Annotated in this window: 13 protein-coding genes and 1 pseudogene; 3 read left to right on the plus strand and 11 right to left on the minus strand. The window is 37.3% G+C overall.

What is annotated here, in order from left to right:
• The first annotated feature begins 35 nt into the window (after positions 1–35).
• Both H5J24_RS18340 and H5J24_RS18345 read left to right on the plus strand, forming a co-directional pair.
• Positions 36–947 (plus strand): hypothetical protein, encoded by a 912-nt coding sequence (locus H5J24_RS18340; RefSeq protein WP_068939703.1) that lies wholly within the window; start codon positions 36–38, stop codon positions 945–947.
• Positions 948–1,171: 224 nt separating this feature from the next.
• Positions 1,172–2,002 carry a porin family protein gene (locus tag H5J24_RS18345; protein ID WP_082810972.1) on the plus strand — a complete coding sequence of 277 codons (831 nt, stop codon included), beginning with the start codon at positions 1,172–1,174 and terminating at the stop codon, positions 2,000–2,002.
• Between the two features lie 97 nt (positions 2,003–2,099).
• On the opposite strand, the gene H5J24_RS18350 is transcribed toward H5J24_RS18345, so the two are convergent.
• The 5 genes from H5J24_RS18350 to map form a co-directional block, all read right to left on the minus strand.
• Entirely contained in the window at positions 2,100–2,795 is a 696-nt protein-coding gene (locus tag H5J24_RS18350) for a hypothetical protein (RefSeq protein ID WP_068939705.1), read from the minus strand.
• Positions 2,796–3,096: 301 nt separating this feature from the next.
• Positions 3,097–4,629: a M20/M25/M40 family metallo-hydrolase gene (locus H5J24_RS18355; RefSeq protein ID WP_068939707.1), complete on the minus strand. Its 1,533-nt coding sequence runs from the start codon at positions 4,627–4,629 to the stop codon at positions 3,097–3,099.
• 136 nt (positions 4,630–4,765) lie between these two features.
• On the minus strand, positions 4,766–5,896 hold the full coding sequence (locus tag H5J24_RS18360) for an alpha/beta hydrolase (RefSeq protein WP_068939709.1): 1,131 nt from the start codon (positions 5,894–5,896) through the stop codon (positions 4,766–4,768).
• Between the two features lie 122 nt (positions 5,897–6,018).
• Positions 6,019–6,564, minus strand: a complete 546-nt coding sequence (locus H5J24_RS18365) for a Crp/Fnr family transcriptional regulator (RefSeq protein WP_141395613.1) — start codon at positions 6,562–6,564, stop codon at positions 6,019–6,021.
• Between the two features lie 132 nt (positions 6,565–6,696).
• Positions 6,697–7,461, minus strand: a complete 765-nt coding sequence (map, locus tag H5J24_RS18370) for a type I methionyl aminopeptidase (RefSeq protein ID WP_068939713.1) — start codon at positions 7,459–7,461, stop codon at positions 6,697–6,699.
• A gap of 267 nt (positions 7,462–7,728) precedes the next feature.
• On the opposite strand from map, the gene H5J24_RS18375 reads away from it, so the two are divergent.
• Positions 7,729–7,920: a hypothetical protein gene (locus H5J24_RS18375; protein ID WP_228407565.1), complete on the plus strand. Its 192-nt coding sequence runs from the start codon at positions 7,729–7,731 to the stop codon at positions 7,918–7,920.
• Positions 7,921–8,365: 445 nt separating this feature from the next.
• Here the strand turns inward: H5J24_RS18375 and H5J24_RS18380 are convergent, their stop codons facing one another.
• The 6 genes and pseudogenes from H5J24_RS18380 to H5J24_RS18405 form a co-directional block, all read right to left on the minus strand.
• Positions 8,366–11,854 carry a DUF6443 domain-containing protein gene (locus H5J24_RS18380; RefSeq protein ID WP_068939717.1) on the minus strand — a complete coding sequence of 1,163 codons (3,489 nt, stop codon included), beginning with the start codon at positions 11,852–11,854 and terminating at the stop codon, positions 8,366–8,368.
• Positions 11,855–11,858: 4 nt separating this feature from the next.
• Positions 11,859–12,548 (minus strand): hypothetical protein, encoded by a 690-nt coding sequence (locus H5J24_RS18385; RefSeq protein WP_232815758.1) that lies wholly within the window; start codon positions 12,546–12,548, stop codon positions 11,859–11,861.
• 59 nt (positions 12,549–12,607) lie between these two features.
• Positions 12,608–15,118 carry a hypothetical protein gene (locus H5J24_RS18390; RefSeq protein ID WP_232815759.1) on the minus strand — a complete coding sequence of 837 codons (2,511 nt, stop codon included), beginning with the start codon at positions 15,116–15,118 and terminating at the stop codon, positions 12,608–12,610.
• A 12-nt stretch (positions 15,119–15,130) separates the two neighbouring features.
• A complete protein-coding gene (locus H5J24_RS18395) occupies positions 15,131–16,753 on the minus strand; it encodes a T9SS type A sorting domain-containing protein (protein WP_068939721.1) in 1,623 nt (540 codons plus the stop codon).
• 268 nt (positions 16,754–17,021) lie between these two features.
• Positions 17,022–18,478: pseudogene (locus H5J24_RS18400) on the minus strand (TolC family protein).
• Positions 18,450–21,641: an efflux RND transporter permease subunit gene (locus tag H5J24_RS18405; RefSeq protein WP_068939727.1), complete on the minus strand. Its 3,192-nt coding sequence runs from the start codon at positions 21,639–21,641 to the stop codon at positions 18,450–18,452. The pseudogene H5J24_RS18400 and the gene H5J24_RS18405 overlap by 29 nt, the downstream one beginning before the upstream one ends.
• Positions 21,642–21,660: the final 19 nt, after the last annotated feature.

A 21,660-nucleotide genomic window follows, 5' to 3' on the forward strand; every position in this document is an offset into this window, starting at 1 on the left:
GGATCGGATTTCCGAATCTTGCATCAAAAAACAACATGAAAATAATAAAATGGATTATCCTGATTATTGTAGCCATCATCATTACAGGACTTGGCTCGTATATTTATTTTGACCGCAAATTTACCCCTGAAAAGAATTATTTACGTATAGAATATGAAAGTGGCACAATTCCTATTAAATGGGTCGGAGAAAATAAAAATGCTTTGCTGATTCCGATTCATTTTGCCCAAGACACTATTACTTATTATCTCCAGTTTGATACGGGAGCCGTTTATACCGAATTTTATGGTAAATCGATAGAACAATTAAAGGGAATCACCATCAAAAATGAGCGGGCAGCTGCCTCTTTCTATATTGGTAAAACGAAAGTAACTTCCAATCAGATTAAAATATCCAAGACTGGAAAACCTTTAGAGCGAACAAATCCTATTAATATCATTGGTACTCTTGGTGCTGATGTCCTTGAAGATCGAAAAACTTTAATTAATTTCAAGGACCATCATATTGTTTTCAATCTATTCAAAACACCTGATACGTTTCAAAACAATCTTTTTGACTTTACTTTTAAGAAAAGAAAGGTCATTATTCATGGCTCGCTGAAGGGAAAGGATGAGAAATTCTTATATGATTCCGGCACCAGTGCTTATGAGCTGCTGACAAATAAGAAAAACTGGGAAAGTTTAAGAGTACCAAAATCTAAAGTGGTAATAGAAAAAGCCCAATCACGACCCAATATTTTAACAACATATACCACCAAAACTCGTGATATCATCTATTTTAAAAATAAAGATCTTCCATTGGGTGAAGTAACTTATGTGGAAGGATTTTCCCAGACGCAATATATGCTGATGAAATTTTCCGGGATGTCTGGAATGCTGGGTAATAAAATATTTTTAAACCATAAAATTTACATTGATTGTTCAAAAGAAAAAATCGGGATTGAGTAAAATGTAAACACAGTCAATTTTCTTACCTATCATTATTCCCAAATCTTTCCTAAATCAGGTGCTTATTTTGTCATGTTTTTAAACAGTATTTAAGATTTTTGAATAAACATTCTATTCATAAAGCCTCATACATTTGTTTTGACAACATATTTTCTCTGCGTATCACTGATATTTTTATCTAACCTTATGATTTCGCAGGTATTAGTAATAGTAAAGCAGTTATCATGATGTTCGGTATCAAAAAAGTTCTTATCATATTAAGTATAACAGGCTGTTTGGGAAGCCTTGTAAAAGCACAGATCAGCCCCCCCGGTTTAGGAGATGCTAAGACCGCATTTTGGTCTGCATTTGGAGTGAAACGTAATCTGGATTCTTTGGGAAAGAAGCAGACTATGAGCTATATTGCCATAGGACGTAAAAGCAGTCCGGATAACAATAATTTATTTGCGAAGCAGGCTATTTTTGTATTAAACCACGAGTTTTATCATTCTTTTGCTCCTCACCAGCAATACAGCTATGCACTAAGCTACCGGCGACAGCCTGAATATGAAAAAGAAGCCCCTTACGACAAGGAAGGTATAGAACAGGAGTTCAGAGTGTATGGAAGGTATGCTTATACTTTTGATCTTGGGAAAAAACTAAAGCTTAAAAATACAGTCCGCCAGGAATTCAGAAAGTTTTTTGACGCTGACTTTCATAAAGTGGATGAAGATTTTCAATTAAGAACCCGTATCAAAAGCCAGTTAACGTACAATTTATCTCCTAAGAACAATCAGAAACTGGCATTGAGTGCTGAGGCTTTGTTTTCCATCAGCCACCTCAACGAGCACGAACAGCATTGGAATTCTTTTGGATATCGGGAACTAAGACTTTCTGCTTACTATATGTTCAATATTCCCAATTCTCCTTTTACTGTAGATATTGGCTATATGAATGATTTGATCAGAGACAGCCAAAGTATTCACCATGGTGGCGTTCATTATATTGCGGCAGACCTCATCTGGAATATTCCTTACAAAAAGAGAGATACGACGGACCAAGACCACCTTGACTAAAATAAATTAAAAATCCCAGTCTATTACCAGCTGGGATTTTCGTTGGAAAATATAGGATTCTCCGCAATATAATTAAGTATGAATGTGGTGTGAAATTTTAGTTGCACAGGGTCAGAAACTGACGGCTCATCTGCACTTTGAATTTTGCTTCGGCTTTGGACTGCGCATAAATAGTATGCTCAAAAGCCTGAATTGTTTTCAATTTCTGATCGATAAACGCTGCGATCTGCACTACGGAAAAGATAAAATCTCTGTACAAGGCCATATCTACAGTCTGTCCAAAATACGGAAGATAGGCTTTAAGGAAAGGAATGGTCCTCTGATGTCTGTTATAACTAACACAATATCCAATACCTTCTCTGGAAGTCACAATATCATAATCATTGATGTAATCCAGGATATTTTTATTGCCGCTCAGGGCTTCTTTATTTTTTGTGCAATACCTGTTGATCTTATCCAGAATATGTTGAGCATATTCCATCATAGAAATACTTTTCCATTCAAAAACATGATTCATTCCTTTTTTGGATGATGCTCCATTCTCGCAGCCTGTGCAGAAAGAGAGCCCAATCTTTTCATGATAAGGAAAGAAACAGTCTTTGATTTCAATGGTGGCATCTGCCTGCAGGCTGTCATCAGCAAAATTGTAGTAGAGATAAGGGCTATACATCGCTGCTAAGGCTTTCAGGTAGTCTGCCTCACTAGCATTATGATATTCTTCAAACCATTTTTCAAGATGATCATAATAATGGTCTTCAAAGTCGGTAAAGTGTAAGTAAAGTGGCAATTCCATAGCTCTGTAATTTTGATATGACAAAGCTATTATGGTAAAGCGACAAAACTTGACGCATTATATTTTTATTTAAAAAAGGAGAATAGAGAAATGAAATCATGGACAGCAGTCTGCAGCCGGAAATCCTGAGCAAGTGAATGTCAAGCTTTGCAAGTGAATGGTGAATAGCTGTTGACTATTCCCTCAACCGGCAACATTAAACTTTAAACCTTGAACTTTAAACATCAATGCTGAATCCCCTTTATCTCCAAAAACTGACAAGCAAAGCGAATTGACCATTCACTGTTGACCTATCTCTTCCCTATTTGTCATAATTTTTCATCATAAACTCAAAATAGTGGATCATTTTCAGATAGTTTTCTATGCTGAGATATTCGTTGGTACTGTGAATGCTTTGCTGTTCTGCACTGTTGATTCTGATCGGCATGAATCTGTAGACATTTTTGCTTACAATTTCGTATTTACCGGCATCGGTTCCGGCCATTGTAAGATATGGTGAAACAATGGCTTCAGGATAAATTTCTTTTACTCCAGCTTCAATCAGTTTGAACGCTTTGGTATTGGATGAAGATATAGCAGAAGCTTCTCTTGTATTGTCTATTTCTTCTACTTCAACATCAAAACCTTTGGTTGCTTTGGCAATATGATCCCTAACATCTTTTACTGTATTTCCTGGCAGGAGTCTGAAATTAACCACAAATTCCACTTCAGGAGAAAGTACGTTGGTTCCGTCACTTCCTTTCATCATTGTTAATGCCGTTGTAGTTCTTACCAATGCATTGGTTGTATTGCTTTTGGTGAGTTGTGAGATTAATACCGGTTTTAAAAGCCATTGATTAGCCAAAGCTAATCTTGTCGTAAAAGGCATTGCTCCGCCAATATTATCAAAAAATTCTTTTACTAATGGAGTGATAACTGGCTTCATCTGATCATCTTCCAGCCTTTGCATAATGACAGCAGCTTTTCCAATAGCACTTTCCATAGGCGGCATTGATGAATGCCCGCCCAGCCCTTTTACTTTTATTTTGGCAGAAAGAAACCCTTTTTCAGCACATCCTACTACTGCAACGTCAGCATCTACTCCGGCTACATTGCCTTTTCTCATGATCAATCCGCCTTCATCATATACTGCATCGAATTTCAGACCTTTTTTCTTAAAATAATTGGCAATCTGAATGGCTCCATTCTTTCCGCCCACTTCTTCATCAAAACCAAAAGCTAAATAGATATCTCTTTGAGGGATCTGTTTGCTCTTAATGAGATTATTCATAGATTCCATCAAGGAGAAAAGCATTCCTTTCATATCTATCGCTCCTCGTCCATAAATTCTTCCGTTAGCTACAGCCCCTGAGAAAGGGGCAAAATCCCAATCTTCAGCAACTTTAGCAACAGGTTCTGACGGTTTATCATCCGGTCTGAAAACATTTTCAGCGGTATTTTTAATATCTGCATCTCCCGGCGGCACTACATCCATATGGGATAGAAACAATATCGGTTCTAATTTGGGGTTACTTCCTTTTAGCCTGAAAACCAGACCATATTTATTGACCTCTACATTTTCGGTATTTTGATATACCAATGGATAGGTGGCTTTTAAGTATTCTTTAAACCGATCAAAAGGTTCATAATTAAATTCTCCCAGACTTCCTGTAGAAACCGTAGGAATCTTTATTCCTCCTGAAAATCTTGATACAGCAGAGTCATTTTTTGCTGGTTTCCAGCCTTCCCCGGCACCTGACGGATTTTTCTTAAAAGGATAAGTGTAAGTTTTCACCAAGACTACAGCAGCAAGAATAACAAGAATTCCAAGAAGGGTTAAAAGAACTTTTTTCATAGTGAATGGTTTGGTTCTTTAAAGATAGGAAAGTATTTGCTGATTAACAATTTTAAAGCCCAGGGTTTCAACTATTATCCTATAAAAAAGGCTGCTTCCTCAGAAACAACCTTAATTTTTAAATAAAAATATACTTTTACTTACTTCCAACCCAAAATATCCAATGGATAATATCACTCAAAACAAGCTCTGTATTTCCGAAGTTACAATGGTTTTCAGCGTGATCGTTCTTTGTATACATTTTATAGGTAAGAGACTTTACATTAGGCAAAGCGTCTATCACCCTTTTGTATAATTCAACGGGGATAAAGTGATCTTCATTGGAACCCAGCAGCAAAAAGTCCTGGGTAATCTGCGATCCGATACTTTCCATTTCAAAATGCTGAGCTTTTTTAATATAATCATAAGGTGTTTCCACGTTCATACTGAACATTCCGTGCTGCATCGCCCATTTTACTAGGGGATCAACTTCCATTTTCTTTTGGACAAGCTCATTTACCTTTTCTTTTTCTTCTGCATCCATCAACATTCTTAATTCCTGAGGAACTTTGGTTAATATAACATCATAAAAACTAGGCATAATTCCCCAAGCCACTACCCTTTTGATACGATTTTCAAATGCTGCAGCTCTCGGTGCCAACATTCCACCTAAAGACAAACCGATAAGGGTAACATTTTCTAACTGATAAGCATCTAAAAGAGCTTTAATAGGCTTTTCCCATTCATAAGTATAATAAATTCCGGATTCTCTTAAAGCACCTCCCTGTCCCGGACCATCAAAAATATATACTGCAATGCCTTCGGATACTAAGCGTTGAACGACCGGTAAAAATTCTTCCATATAAGAGTCATTTCCTCCATGAATCATCACGGTATCTTTTATTTCCTGTTTAGGAAGACAGATCCAAACGGGCAATTTTCCATTTTCATATTCAACCTCATCCCTTTTGATCTCATTTTCAAAAATGGTTTTGTGATAGTCGTAAAATAAAGATTTTGATTTGGAATATAATCTCAATTTTTCCGGGGTTCCATCTGCTTCAAAAAACTCTGCCATTCTATAATACCCAATGGCTTTAGGAATCTGTTTGTTGACTTCTGCTTCTTCAGCCAGAATACTCATTTCCCTTACCCAATCTTCTGTGGTATTGATTCTGGAGGCTATTGTTCTGATTTCTTCCAGATCTCCATCCCCCCACATTAAGGTTCTGTTCAGTTGAAAATTAAAATTGGCTTCATCATGCAATTGATACGTTCCTTTTTTCATTATGTTTCTATTTTGGTGAAAAAACGGTATGCTGTCATCTTTCAGCAATACCTTATGAGCTAAACTTTTTTCGAAATTAGTTTTTACGTTTAGCTTTTCTTTTCACCTGGATTAAAAAAGGATTATTTCTGCTGAGCTCTTACTTTACTCAGTTGCTGTTGTGTCATTCCCAGATATCCTGCAATATATCCAAGATTAATTCTCTGAAGCCAATCCGGATGGGCAACTACAAAATCATCATAGCGCTGGTCTGTAGTTTTGATCTGAAGATCCATCAGCCTGCTGCCCATGGTTATTAAGCTTTCGGCAAACAAATCTTCCATAAACTGCTGTATTTCGGGGCTCTCTGATTTGAGCTGCAGAAGTTGGCGGTAAGGTAATCTGAATATTTCGCTGTGATCTTCTATCACTTCAATTCCAAATGGAACTGCTTTTCCGGACAGTACACTAGAAAAAAGGGCTATAAAACTCTGATCCGAACTGATCCAATGGGTATGATCCTGTGCTTTTTCATCATAATAAAAGATTCTGGCAACTCCTTTTTTGATATAAAACAGATCACGGTGAACCTGATCAATATCCATCACGATCTCTTTTTTCCGATAGATATGGCTATCAAATAAATGCATGAAATTTTCGATGACCTTCAGATTCTTTTCACTGATCATTTTATATGCTTTTAATTGAATAATTTTAATCTTAAAGACTGAATATCTCCTTTCATCCATTTACCGGATAAATAGGATTAATCATTAAAATATATTCAGAAGTGGGGATAAAATCTTAATCAACGAAGGATATTAATTCAATATTCCATTCATTTCAGTTAAAATGACAGGTTTTCCATCGGTGATTAAAATAGTATGTTCATGCTGCGCCATATAGCCGCCTTTGTTTCCTACCATTGTCCAGCCGTCTTTCAATTCTACAGCAAGATTTGAAGATGTGGAAATAAATGTTTCAATAGCCACCACAGAATTTTTCTTAAAGCGTCTGGTATCAAAACGGTTTTTATAATTCAACAATTCATCAGGCTGTTCGTGTAAACTTCTTCCTACTCCATGCCCGCCAAGATTTTTAATGACTTTAAAGCCTCTTTTCTTCGCCTCGGTTTCCATCAAGAATCCAATATCAGCTATTTTCACGCCTCCTTTGATGGTATCAATAGCTTTTTGAAGAATATCCCGGGAAGCATCTACCAATTTTTGATGGTCATGCACATCTTTTCCAATGATGAAAGAACCTCCATTATCAGCCCAATATCCGTTAAGTTCCGCAGAAACATCAATGTTGATAAGGTCTCCTTCTTGTAAAACCCTTTGATCTGTAGGAATTCCATGGCAAAATTCGTTATCTACACTGATGCAAGTCCATCCGGGAAATCCATACGTAAGATAAGGTGCGGACTTGGCTCCGAAATCAGCAAGAATTTTAGCTCCATACGCATCAAGTTCTTTTGTAGTCATCCCTGGCTGGGCATATTGCCTCATCTCTTTCAGGGTATAAGCCACTGCTTCACTCACTTTTTGCATTCCGATTAGCTCTTCATTGTTGGTAATTGACATGATTTTATTTTTGGGTTGGTATGAATTTCAATGCTAAGAAGTGTTAACTACTGAAAAAGACAAAGTTAAAGAATATAAATTTTGTTTTTGAAAATAAGTTGAGACTAAAAAAGCATCTTTGCTCTTGCAGAGGTGCTTTTTATCTTTTTTGCCTGTTTGAATGTCATTGTTAAATACTACCACACGAAAGGATTGTTGCGCCAGCCAGGGGTTCACGGTGCTGTCATCGGTAGATATGAGCGTTAGGAAGTAAAACCATCTATTGAGATGGCCACGCAGCTGGCAGAAGCCCTGGAAGTGTCTCTGGATTATCTCGTAGGTTCTACGGATATTATACTGGATAAAAATATTGTCGCTAAAATTTTAGATATACAAAAACTAAAAGAGAAAGACAGACAACATGTCTTCGCTCTCCTTGATGCGTTCCTTAAACAAACTAAGCTACAAAGCATTTTATAAACAAAAACCCGCTCATTGAGCGGGTTTATTGTTTTATATTCTTGTAAATTTTAACCGTATAGATTTATAGAAAAATATCCATAATAAAATTACGCTTATTATGATATTGTAGATTCCTAAAATTTTATTGGAAGAAGCATACAAATATGTATAAAAACAATATTCAGCTATAAAAAGCAATACTATAGAAAATAAAAACAATATTCCTTTTTTTATTTTCAATGTAAAGTATAGAGGAAAAATAAAAACTAATATTAATGGTATCATATATATCAACACATATAAAATATAATTTAACGTAAGTTTAAACATTTCGGTTGATGTTTCTGCATTATTTAATACAATATTCTTAAATCTATCCCCTATAAAAGCAAGCAGAGAAAAGAAAATAATGTATTTTATTATTAGATACAAAAAACTATTGGTAAGGGTAATTTTAAACATATTAATTTCTTTTGTAAAATCTTGATGGGTAGTAAGAGTAATCATACACAGCCTGCTTTGTAGAAATAGTTCCTGAACCTACAAATGTAGATGAATATCCCTTTAGAGGAGCTGCATGAGTTCCAGGAAAAGATGGTTGATTATATTGCATTAATTTAGAAGTATTGCCATTACCAGAAACTGTTAAACTTGCTGAGGGGAATATATTAGTGTATGCATCTACAGAAAGATTACCATTACTGCTGTTATAATTAATATTTAGTTTTTGAGCAACATCAACTATTTTAAACCCAGCTGCATTTAAACCAACTTCTTCAATTCGAGATACACTTGCATGTTGTTCAAAATTTACATTAATTCCTGTTGAAGTAGTTTTCATATCGAATACATTATTGCTTCCTCCCTCCCCAGGATAGTACATTCTTGGTTCACCTACCGGAGTTTCACCAGGTTCAGACTTAAAATTTCCAACCAAACTTGTTAATTCACCAGCATCATTTTCTCTTCCGGTCAATGTTAATGTACTTGTTAATTTAACACCTGATGCGTCCACAATGCCATTTAAAGGTCCATCCCAACTTTTTCCATCAATGTAACTTGTAAAATTAAAGCTCAATGTTTTTCCTAAATAAGTTTCTCCAGTTTTTGTCGTAGCCTGAGAGTTTGCGTTTTTATCCCAATAAATACTCCCATCTTCTCTTTTAACAAAATCATTTACTCCTCGTCCATCCGGATCTATAAAACGAATAGGATTATTTACTGCGTAATTATAAGTAGAGTGTCTACGATACTGTTCCGCCAGCGGATCAACAACTCCCCATCTACCTAAATCCGGCATATACATCCTCGCACCATAATCATACATTCCCGTTTCTTGAAGCTCCTTGCCATTGTACTTGTACTGATATGCAGAATTTCCAACCGAAGCATTATATCCCTCATGCTTTAATCCAAACGGATAGTAATTACTTTCTTCAATGATCTCTGGTCCTGTAGTTCCTTTCTGGTAACTCATTCTTACATTTCCTAAATGATCTACATAATTGTAAATATAAGTATTTTTTAAAAAATCATAATATCCTTCTGATGTGGGTACAAATTGTAAATCCGGTGAAGGTGGTGGGCAATCCAAGCACCCTATTCCTACTCCTTCCAAAACATACTGAAACCCATCCAAATAATCTGTAACGGTTCGGGCAAGACTTATAGTTCCCTGCCAGCCTCTTTTATAATAAGAATACACTTTTTTAAGCTTAGCACCATCTGTTCTGTACAAGTAGGAACTAATGCTGCCAAGCGGACTTTTATTATTATTCTTAGTCACATAGACAGGAAGATTTAAAAAATTATACGTTATTGAACTTATGTTTTTATCTAAATGATCAATCATATTACCATTGGCATCATAAGCTATAGGATTACCACCGATAGGATATCCCGAAAAATTTCCAGATGCATCCGATACAGAAGCTAATCTATTACCATTGTATGTATAATACAATTGATCTATCTGGATAGGATTATTACCATCTGATTGCCCATATCGGTCTAACCGGTTAATATTACCATTAAGATCATATTGCAGCCATTCGTTATAAGCACTTGTAATTTCTACCGTTGAACCTGGTTTACTATAAACAGCATGAAACATTCTGTTTAGGCTGTCATAATTGTAATTGTACCTTCTATAAATACCATCTTTAGAGGTTTTCCAATCGATCTCTGCAATATTACCATTGAACCGGCCTATTGTTGATGCTGAATACTCCGGATTGTTATACTTCATTTTATATCCGAACAAATCTCCATTAAGGTTCGATGGGTCATTAATCTGAGTCATCCACCCTCTGATATTGTACTTGTAGTCTATGATTTGTAAAGGATTGGCGATATCCGCTCCGCCCACTTTTTTAGTTTCCAGCTGGGAAAGCTCATTATAGGTATTCTGAGTGAGAATTTCCACAGGATTGGCATCTACCTGGTGTTTATGAACCAAAAGTCTGTTCTGATGGTCATAGTTAAAAGCTTCCGTAATCAATCTTTCTGTATCTGTTGCCAGCCTTTTATGTCTGGTGACAACAGTTTGAGCTACTCCTGCAAAATCCAGTTTGGATTCTGTTTTGGTATATCCTCCAAGGTGATTGATGGAATGGGTGCCAATCACTCTTCCTTTGGTGTCATAATAGCTGTAGTTTTTGGTCCAGTTGTCATCTTCAATATTTTTTACCAGGCTCATTACAGGAAGTCCCTTGGTACTTTTTCCTTCAGAGGAGACTGTTTCTTTCAAAGTCTCTTCTTGCTGAATGCTTGAAGGAAATGGTGGATTAAAGCTATATACTGGATAGGTATCGTAATAATTGACACTTAAAAGCTTAAAGTTAGTTGTAGGATAAGCTTGGTTACTTGTATAGAAGATGTCCATTCCACTATTACTCCAACTGTTAGCAGATCTGACTTCGCTATTGGAACCATGTCCTTCTATTGCAGCAGCCTGTTGAATTCTGCCTGGCTGGCTGTCTACTATTCCTGTATAAATTGGTCTTGAAAACTGGTCATACTTTGTAAACAGCCATTTATCCTGTGACCTTAAGTTGGCATCCTGAGTAAGAACCAGTCTATCCTGTTTATCATATACCATATATTCCCAGCCTTTTCCCGGGAGCTTCTTTTCTACAAGACGGTTTCTTCCGTCATAGCGATACTCATAAGCTAAATTTTGCTGATCATCCCATCCCCAGGTTTGTTTTTGGGATAACAAAGGTGGAATTACCCATGCTAATTGATCATACTCATTATAAACATAATAGGTATCAGCGTTTTCTGTAGCACTTATTACTTTTCTTACTAATAGAACCTGTCCTTTACCATTTTTAAATTCAATGGTTTTGTTTCCGTCTTCATCGGTAACGGTATTTTTATAAAGCTGACCAGCTCCATACATCCCACCATGGTCAATGGTGGATTTAGTAGCATTATTTTCCCAAGTTGTTGTAGTGGTATATTTTATTACTTCTCCTGTTTCATTGGTTGCATAGTCAAATTTTACAGGTTTAGTACTCCAGTCATTACCCACCTGAATCTGCTGCTGAATCCTGTCTAATGGAGAATTCTCCAATACTTTCTCTGAATAAATTTTTTCTGAGCCATAAATATTAGGCTGGGAAGCATTAGATAACGGATTGGGAATAATACCGCCATTCAGGGTTCCTGATTGAGGCACGGGAAGATAATCTTTTACCTGTCTTCCAAACTGGTCGTATTCCATATGAACTGCTACATCTTTTCCCAGGGGAGATGCTTTTACATTGACCACCTGTTTAGGTCTTCCCAAACCGTCAAAATACTGAACGGTTTCTGAGGTTTTTGTGGGAGTCGTTCCATTATAATCAAGATAGGTCTTGGATTGGATATAGTTTTCTCCCTGGCTAAGCTGGCCATGTACTGAATGACTCAGCAGCAGCATGCCTATGGGAATTATAAGTTTTTTCATCGTCTTAGTTTTTGTAGTGGTAATTGAATTCTTTTAACAGTTTTCCTGTTTTGTTATGCTCTCTGATTTCTTTAAGCCTTCCCGCATCATCATAAAGGTAAATTTCTCTAATTCCTGATGGCGGGGTAATGCTTCTTACTCCGATTAATGGGTCGTAGGTGTAGGTCGTAATTTGATAACCGGGTAAATTCCTTTTAAAAGCATTAAAGGCCTCTAAAAGAAAGGTTTCATCATTATTTCTTTCAGCTGCGGCATCTGTATTAGAGGCATTCACAATATTGTCTATGAATGATTGTGAAATATTTTCCAGTTTTACATTTTCAATCTTGGCAATAGGCTGGGTTTGATTGTATCCCCAGATAATAACGGTTGACGCTCCTGCTTTGTTGGTATACTGTAAAATATTTCCTGTAGAATCATATTTATCATAGCTTACCTCTGTAGTTTCTAATGCAGGATTCTTAAGGTCATAAGACAATACTGAGGTGGGAAGTACTAAATATCCGGTTTGAGAGGTAGGAAGGCCTGTAGGGAAAATTGTTTTGCTTTTTGATACTATATTGCTAACTCCATTAGCCGTTTGTCTGGTCTCTGTTTCTAAGGGAGAAGTAATCATATTTTTATCTATCAACAGCTGGCTTCCAGTCTGGTGAGCATACAGATAATCTGTTTTTACACTTTCACCGGATGGCAAAATATTTTCCGTACTTTTTATATTGAAAGGTTTGTTAACATCAGTATCCCAGTAAGTATTTAATGTCTTCGTAAGAATAGATTTATTTCAAAAAACTCCTTTGTTGTAGTTTCCACATGTTCTATTTTTGCAGATTCAATCATATACATTTTGGGTTCTACCGCATAGATCTCTACTGGAACATCTAAAACAATGGCAGAGCCTTTTGCAATATCAAAATCTGTAGAAAAAGCAGCTATATTAGGGTTATTAGTGGTAAATTCTGATAAACTGTTTTTTAAGGTATTTAGCTGATAAGTGTTTTTGATTACTTTTAAAGTATCATTGGCTGTATTCAGATAAATTTCTCTTTTCAGCCTACCCCCTTTCCATTTATTATATACATAATTGGAACTATCGAAAATTTCATATTCTCTTATAATTTTTCCTTTTCCTGTAATTTCAACTACAGAAGGATAATTGATTAAATCAGAACTTCCATAGCTGGTATTAGCCTGGCTGGAATTGTGAAGACGATAGTATTTTTCAAAAGCATAGCCAATCTCTTTACCTTCAGAATATTCTTTTACCTGTCTTTTAATAATAGATGAAAAATTATATTTCTGGTTCATTTGAAAATCAGGAACAAAAACTCCATTACTATAATTTCCATAGGCATACTCATAGACGTTTGAAACATTATTCGCATCAATATCTTCTATTTTACGAATACGAGGGGTACCATATTTCCTAAGCTCATCTGCAAAGGTTGGGTATTTATACCTGATTGCTCCGCCAATCATACATGTACATTTTCCTATTTTTTGCAGATATAGTTCAAGATTTTTGCCTGGTGATACATTCCATTCTACAGTTTTTGAGCGCCATTCAGAGAACTGTTGAGGGGCATATATTGCAGTTCCCGTACATTGGGTTTCTGCTATCGTTTGATTATCACCCGGATTACTGGCATTTAAACAAGCATTACTAAATGTTACTTCAAGTTTATCAAGCTGTGCATCAATTCCCAAATTTATTATTTGTTGCATATGTGCTGATGTAATCTGTAAGGTTTTTTTTTCATAAAAATCTTCTTCTGATGAATCTGTTTCTATTCCCCCTATTCCTAAATACCCCCAAGCATATCCTGTAGATTTTCTTGCCATATTGTATGGAAGTTCATAGTAAAAATTTTTCTTCGCTCCTGTAGGATATTTTATAGAGGTAAGAGTCCCTAAAACAGCATACATTTCATTCGGCTCCCTATCTCTTTTAGCTACAGCATTTAGTTCTGCTAAAGGAATGTCGTAGTCATAAATCTTATTCGGGATATTAGGTATTTCTCTGTTATGAATACTATTGATATATCCCCAGTAATCATCATTACTGCTGCTTCGTTTAGGAAGTTTATACTTCTCGTTGTATTCAAATGAATACTCTGTGCTTTGCAAATTATCACGAACACTTAGGAGTTTAAGCCTGTAATCTTCATAGGTTTTATTTGCATTATCCGTTTCAAAATAACTATAATTAAGGCTGATATCTTTTACAATAACCCCTGCTTTATTGGTTACAATCACTCTTCGAAGCGCAACTCCCAAACCGCCGCTCAAATCCTTTCTGTATGAGGAACCATCTGCAAATGCTCCATTAGCATCATTGGAGTACAAAAAGTTGACTTCTCCATTATCAAAACTGATTTTACTGATCAAAGATTCTGAAAAGGAAGTTGAGGTTTCTGTTTTTTCATACCTGGGAAGACGAACCGGTTGTTCATACCCTCCACCTAAATTTGGGGTTACTTTAAAATTGGCAACCTGGTTGATATTTCTTTCCGTATAACTATTAGTCTTATTATAGGAAAACAGAATAGATTTGTTGTTAATTTTAAGTTCGTCAAGGTTGTATAATGTTTTATGCGCCACTGTAGGACCTCCTATCCCCTCAGGCATCACTAAATTTCTTGAAGACATCCAATATTCAGCACCCTGGGTATCTTTTACATAAAATTTATCACTGTTTCTTGTAATAATTACATCATCATTGGGAATCAAGAACGTCTGGTTATTCTCTTTCATCAAAAAAGAACCTGATGCAGTAGGCAGGTTATAATCAAAAATATCTTTTTGGGTATCGTAATTCCCATTGTATATACTTTCAAGATCAGCCCTTATCTGATTATTCATATATGATTCTGTAATAACTCCACTATACGCTCCATAGTCAGCTATATTTTTCTTAAAAAACGGAACATCCAGGTCATCTAAACCTACAACATTATGAGAAATTGTTCCGGGAATATTAAGTGACCAGCCTAATCCTACTGTAGTAGCCACTTCATTTAGTTTTATTCCTCCTGTATTATAAGCCAGAGAAATCGGAATACTAATTCCGTTAACACTTATGGTATAAATGGGAATATTGATGTTGGCCTTTCCCCTGAAATAATCCATAGGTATTGCTTCCACTTTGGAAAGGCTGTAGGACTCCGCACTTGCTGGCAGAGGAACAACCTGCTTGGTTTGCTCACCACCAATAAGCTGTGCTTTACAAAGCGTTCCCACTAGTAATAATAGTATTATCTTTTTCATGATTAATGTTTTTTATTTTTTAATCAGCTTTGCATTCGCTGTTTTATTATTATCAGTTTTTATCGTTACTAAATATGCTCCCTGTATCAAAGCTTGGGTATTGATCTTGGTCACTCGGTTCTTGGTTTTTAAGCTCTGAAGCTGTCTTCCGCTCATATCATACAGCATAATATCAGCTTCCTTGAAATCAAACCCTATTTCTACATAAGCATAATCTGATACTGGGTTTGGATAGATCTTGATGTCATATTTGGCAATCAAATCAGTCACCTGCTTGTCGCCCAGCTTTACAATCTTCCAGTTTTCTTTTCCCAGTTCTTTAGCACTCGTTCCAGCAAGGATAATTGAGCCATCGCGATTCAGCTTCAAATCTGAAAGCCGCTCTTCTTTCTGTCTGGACTCTCCTGCGACATGTTTTCTCCACTGCTCATTGCCATTTGCATCCAGATATAGCATCCAGAAGGTCTCATCATCTTTTTCTATTCTTCCTTCAGCCTGAGTATAGCCGCCTAACAGAATTCCTTTTGAAGACTTGTCATCTGAAGAATGAATGACGCTCATTCCCATCAGGATATCGCGGTTTTTGAAATTATAGGATTTCTGCCACTGCTCATCACCTCTTTCATTCAATGAAATCAGCCATAGGTCTGTGCCTTCTTCAATGCCGACAGTTTTATTTCCGGATCTTTCGGATCGGGATTCACCACCGATGATATAACCGTTTGAGGTTAAAGCTAAGGTTCTGATATGATCATCTCCTTTCCCGCCAAAGTTCTTTTCCCATTCTACTTTTCCGTTTTTGTCCAGTTTGACAATCCAGTAGTCGCCTTCACCGAAGTTGCTGCTTTGTTTTGAGGTAGCAGATAGTAGGTTATAGGTACTAGTACTTCCAGTCGAAGATTTACTTTCAAGATTTCTAACCCCAGAATCCTTAACCTCGGAACTCCTGGAATATATTCCCAATAAGGCTCCGCCATCTCTTGTTGGAATCATTTTCTCTACTTCATCCAACCCTTTTCCACCTATGATCAATTGAGAGAGTTCTTTTCCATCTTTGTCGAGTCTTGTGATCCAGACATCTTTGGAACCATAGCCTTTGGAGGAGTTTTGAACATTTCCGGCAATAAAGAAGCCTAGATCTGTAGTTTGGATCACTGCTTTGGCTTCTTCATCTGAAGCGGTTCCCAGAGTTTTCTGCCATAATTCATCTCCGAATTCATTGATTCGGATCAGCCACATATCAGATCCGCCTTTGGAATCCTCTTTCTTATCCAGGCCTTTTCCTGAATATGAAGTTCCGGCTACAAGAAATCCGCCATCCTGGGTAGATACCGTGGCAGAGAGATAATCATGATTATTTCCTGAGAAATACTTTTCCCAGGCCTGTTCTCCCTGTTGGTTAAGTTTCACCAAATGGAAATCATAACCGTTGTTCTGCTTACTTCCAGCCTCCAGCTTCCCACTTCCTGACTGTATAGAACTTCCTGTGATAAGGTATTGCTGATCGATTGTTGTGGTCACCTGACTTAGAAAATCCTGGGTAGAGGATTGGATATCTTTTTGCCAGAGAACTTCCTGGGCAGACAGTCCCAGAATGGTGCATAGCGTACATGCACTAAAATAAAGTTTTTTCATTCCCGTGTTGTTTTGAGTTGAGTATTAGTCTTTTCAAATTTTTGCAAATTTAACATTTTTCACATTACACAAGTCATATTTATGTGATTTAACATGAAATATTTCCATGAATAAAGACCCTTCATTGCATTTCCATCATCCTTCATTGATCATACAAATCTACTACGGCATAGCGACAGAACTTGACGTAATAAAACAAAAAAGGGCCAGCTCCGAAGAGCCAACCCTCAAAACATTAACTGTTTATTGATTGAATTATGATGTTTCTTTATTTCCAGCCGCCACCAAGACTCTTATAGATGTCTACAACTGTACTCAGTTGTTTTTGTTTTGCTTCTATCAATTCCATTTTAGCATCCAAAGCATCTCTTTGATTCAGAAGAACTTCAAGATAATCTGCTCTTGAGTTTCGGAACAACTGGTTCGCAATATCAATAGATTGATCCAGAGCTTTTGTTTCCTGAGATTTCAATTGATAATACTGGTCTATATTTTTAATCTTCGACATCAGATTGGCCACATCCAGATAAGCATTTAAAATAGTTTTATCATATTCATATAATGCCTGGATCTGTTTAGCATCCGCAGTCTGGAAGTTCGCCTTGATCGCACTTTTATTGATTAACGGCCCAGCCAATTCACCCACAAGATTATAAGCAATAGACTCTGGCATTTTTACCAAATAAGAAGGTTTGAATGCTTCTAATCCTAAAGTTGCAGAAATTTCCAATGAAGGATAGAATTCTTTTCTTGCCGCTTCAACATCTAGCTTTGAAGCCTTCAATTCCAGCTCTGCCTGCTTGATATCAGGACGATTAGCCAGCAATTGTGACGGAATCCCGGTATACACTGTTGGTGGAATCGTTGACATAAAATTTTCCTTCGTTCTCACAATCGGTTGTGGATATCTTCCTAACAAAGCATTGATCTCATTTTCCTTTTCCGTAATCTGCTGGCGGATGGTATATTCTGAAGCTTTGGATTTTGCCAGTTCTGCTTCAAATTTTTTCACCGCCAATTCCGTTGCAGCAGCAGCTTCCTTCTGAATCTTAGAGATCTCCAAGGCTCTTTGTTGAAGCTTGATATACTGTTGTATAATATCCAACTGATTATCAAGAGCCAATAATTCATAATAATTATCTGCAACTTCCTCAATAAGATTAGACAAAACAAAGTTCTTCCCTTCCACAGTGGAAAGATAATGAGCCACTGCAGACTCTTTCTCTGTTCTCAATTTCTTCCAGATATCAATTTCCCAATTCGCCATTAATCCCCCTTCAAAATTTCCAAGAGGGTCCGGCATTTCTCTGCCAGGTTCTATTTCTGTAGTTGCATCCCCGGCTCCTTCACTCGTATATCGGCCAGCTTTTTTCAATCCTGCTCCTATTCCGGCAGAAACAGTAGGTGTTAGCTTTCCTTTTTAGCTACAACCCCGCTTTTGGCAATTTCAATCTCCTGAAGGGTAATCATAAGCTCCTGATTATTCTTTAAAGCCGTTTCAATCAGGCTTACCAGATTAGGATCAGTAAAAAACTGTCTCCAGGGAGTCGTTCCACTGTTGTTATTTGCATCCTGTGACTCTTCCTGATTGAAGTTTTGAGGAATATTTGTTTTTACCTCGTCTTTTATGACAGTCGCCATTGGCGCCTTACAACTTGCTACAACAAGTGATAAAGCAATGGCTGTGATTATATTTTTAGTCTTCAAATTTTCCATCGTGTTCATAAGGTTCAGTTTGTTCTGTTAAAGGATTTTCTTCTTCATATCTTGCCAATCTTGATTTTTCAGCAATCGTTCCGAAAATGTAATACAATCCTGGAATAATCATCAGTCCGAAAACAGTTCCTATCAGCATCCCTCCCGCAGCAGCTGTTCCAATAGTACGATTACCAATAGCTCCCGGGCCTGTTGCCACTACCAGCGGAATCAATCCGGCAATAAAAGCAAATGAGGTCATTAAGATCGGGCGGAAACGAATAGCAGCTCCTTCAATGGCAGCTTTTGCCACCGGAATTCCTTCCTCCGCTTTTTTCTGCACTGCAAATTCCACAATCAATACAGCATTCTTACCTAAAAGTCCAATCAACATGACCATAGCTACCTGAGCATAGATATTGTTTTCCAATCCTAATAATTTTAAACATAAAAATGCCCCAAAAATACCTGTCGGAAGAGACAGAATAACCGGTAATGGAAGAATAAAACTTTCATATTGTGCAGCAAGAATCAGGTATACAAATCCAAGACATACAAGGAAGATAAATACCGCTTCGTTTCCACGGCTCACTTCATCTTTGGAAATACCCGCCCAGTCAATTCCAAAACCTCTTGGAAGAGTCTTATCCGCAACTTCCTGAATGGCTTTAATAGCCTGTCCGCTACTGTATCCTGGTGCCGGAGTTCCACTTACTTCAGCAGAGTTGTACATATTATGTCTCGTAATCTCAGACAGTCCGTATACTTTTTCAAGGTGCATAAAATCCGAATAGGGAACCATCTGATCCTTATCATTTTTCACATACAATTTTAAAAGATCTGTCGGTAATGCACGATATTGAGGTCCTGCCTGAACAATCACCTTATAAGGCCTGTCAAAACGGATAAAACTGGTTTCATAGTTGGAACCGATCAGCGTAGACAGGTTATCCATTGCTTTTGCAATCGTAACTCCCTTTTGTTCTGCAAGATCATTATCCACACGAAGCATATATTGAGGAAAACTCGCGGAATAGAAGGTAAATGCAGATCCCAGTTCAGGACGTTTTTTCAGTTCCTTCACAAAATCATTACTCACCTGCTCCATTTTATGGTAATCACCGCTTCCTGCCTTATCCAACAGACGCAGCTCAAAACCTCCGGCGGCTCCATATCCTGGAATGGATGGCGGCTGGAAAAACTCAATATTAGCCCCCGGAATGTTCTTGGCTTTTTCTTCCAGCTTTTCTATAATTTCAGCAGCAGACTCCTTACGTTCATCCCAGCTTTTAAGGTTAATAAGACAGGTTCCTGAGTTGGATCCGGTTCCCTCTGTCAAGATCTCATAACCAGCCAGTGAAGAAACAGATTTTACACCGTCAACATCTTCAGATTCCCTCAAGAGTTCTCTGGCAATCTGGTTGGTTCTTTCCAAAGTAGATCCCGGAGGGGTCTGAATGATCGCATAAATCATCCCCTGATCTTCAGCAGGAATAAATCCTGAAGGAAGAGAGTTACTCAAGAAGAATGTACAGGCACAAAATGCTAATAATAACGGTAAAGTAATTCCTTTTTTAGTAACCGTTTTCTTCAGCAATCCTTCATATTTCCCAGCTCCTTTTGTAAACAGGTTATTGAATTTATCAAGGAAAATAGTAATCGGTGTTTTCTTCTTCGCTTTTCCGTGATTATTTTTTAAGATTAAAGCACATAAAGCCGGCGTCAAAGTCAAAGCCACTACCCCCGATAGAATAATGGACGATGCCATGGTAATCGAGAACTGACGGTAAAATACCCCAACCGGCCCGGACATAAACGCAATCGGAATGAATACAGATGCCATTACCAGAGTGATGGCAATAATCGCCCCACTGATCTCATGCATCGCCTCTTCTGTTGCTTTTAAAGGAGAGAGATTCTTCTCCTCCATCTTCGCATGAACCGCTTCAATAACTACGATAGCATCATCTACAACGACACCGATTGCCATTACAAGAGCAAAGAGTGAGATCATATTCAAAGTAATACCAAATGCAGACATCACCGCAAAGGTTCCCACTAACGAAACCGGTACGGCTAATGCCGGAATTAAGGTTGAACGCCAGTCTCCAAGGAAAAGAAATACCACAATTGCTACCAGTATAAAAGCTTCAAATAAAGTATGAATTACTTTTTCCATGGAAGCATCCAGGAATCTGGAAACGTCATAACTGATATCATAATGCATTCCTTTAGGGAAAGTATTTTTTTCAAGATCAGCCATTAAGGCTTTTACATTTTTGATAACGTCACTGGCATTGGAACCGTAAGATTGTTTTACAGTGATCGCTGCAGAAGGTTTCCCATTCAATGTGGAATAGATATCATACATCGAGCTCCCGAATTCAATATCAGCCACATCTTTTAACCTGATTGATTCGCCATCCGGCTTTGCTCTTAAAATGATATTTCCATAATCCTTTTCGTTATTAAAACGACCTGGATACTTCAATACATATTCAAATGACTGAGATCGTTTTCCTGAACTTTCTCCTGTTTTTCCAGGAGATGCTTCCAAGCTCTGTTCATTTAAAGATTCCATCACTTCATCAGCTGAAATGTTATAAGCAGTTAACCTATCAGGTTTAAGCCAGATACGCATAGCATATTCACGGGTTCCCAGAATATCAGCAAAACCTACCCCGCTTACCCTTCTCAATTCAGACATTACATTGATATCTGCATAATTGAACAGGAATTTCTGATCGGCTTTCGGATCATCACTGTACAGGTTAATGTACATTAGCATATTGGGTTCTTCACGGGTAATTTTCACCCCTTCACGAACTACCAGAGGAGGTAATTTATTAACTACAGAGGACACACGGTTTTGAACATTTACTGCGGCAACGTTAGGATCTGTCCCAAGATCAAATACGACCTGAATAGATGCTTCTCCGTCGTTTCCGGCATCCGAGGTCATATATTTCATACCAGGAACTCCGTTTAATCCTCTTTCCAGTGGAATAACAACGGATTTAATCAATAGTTCGTTGTTGGCTCCGGGATATTCTGCGGTAATATTTACTTTAGGCGGAGAAATGGAGGGAAACTGGGTCACCGGAAGTTTTACCAATGACAGAACCCCCATAAACACAATAATCAATGAGATTACAATAGACAGAACGGGTCTGCGGATGAATTTCTTAAACATACTTCTTCATTTTAGAGAC

Origin of the sequence: Chryseobacterium capnotolerans, assembly GCF_021278965.1 — a bacterium.
GTDB classification, from domain to species: domain Bacteria; phylum Bacteroidota; class Bacteroidia; order Flavobacteriales; family Weeksellaceae; genus Chryseobacterium; species Chryseobacterium capnotolerans.

Bases quoted from the DNA above. Each gene is read 5' to 3' on its own strand.
- H5J24_RS18340 (WP_068939703.1), top strand. From the start codon at position 36: ATGAAAATAATAAAATGGATTATCCTGATTATTGTAGCCATCATCATT.
- H5J24_RS18345 (WP_082810972.1), top strand. From the start codon at position 1,172: ATGATGTTCGGTATCAAAAAAGTTCTTATCATATTAAGTATAACAGGC.
- H5J24_RS18350 (WP_068939705.1), bottom strand. From the start codon at position 2,795: ATGGAATTGCCACTTTACTTACACTTTACCGACTTTGAAGACCATTAT.
- H5J24_RS18355 (WP_068939707.1), bottom strand. From the start codon at position 4,629: ATGAAAAAAGTTCTTTTAACCCTTCTTGGAATTCTTGTTATTCTTGCT.
- H5J24_RS18360 (WP_068939709.1), bottom strand. From the start codon at position 5,896: ATGAAAAAAGGAACGTATCAATTGCATGATGAAGCCAATTTTAATTTT.
- H5J24_RS18365 (WP_141395613.1), bottom strand. From the start codon at position 6,564: ATGATCAGTGAAAAGAATCTGAAGGTCATCGAAAATTTCATGCATTTA.
- map (WP_068939713.1), bottom strand. From the start codon at position 7,461: ATGTCAATTACCAACAATGAAGAGCTAATCGGAATGCAAAAAGTGAGT.
- H5J24_RS18375 (WP_228407565.1), top strand. From the start codon at position 7,729: ATGGCCACGCAGCTGGCAGAAGCCCTGGAAGTGTCTCTGGATTATCTC.
- H5J24_RS18380 (WP_068939717.1), bottom strand. From the start codon at position 11,854: ATGAAAAAACTTATAATTCCCATAGGCATGCTGCTGCTGAGTCATTCA.
- H5J24_RS18390 (WP_232815759.1), bottom strand. From the start codon at position 15,118: ATGAAAAAGATAATACTATTATTACTAGTGGGAACGCTTTGTAAAGCA.
- H5J24_RS18395 (WP_068939721.1), bottom strand. From the start codon at position 16,753: ATGAAAAAACTTTATTTTAGTGCATGTACGCTATGCACCATTCTGGGA.
- H5J24_RS18405 (WP_068939727.1), bottom strand. From the start codon at position 21,641: ATGTTTAAGAAATTCATCCGCAGACCCGTTCTGTCTATTGTAATCTCA.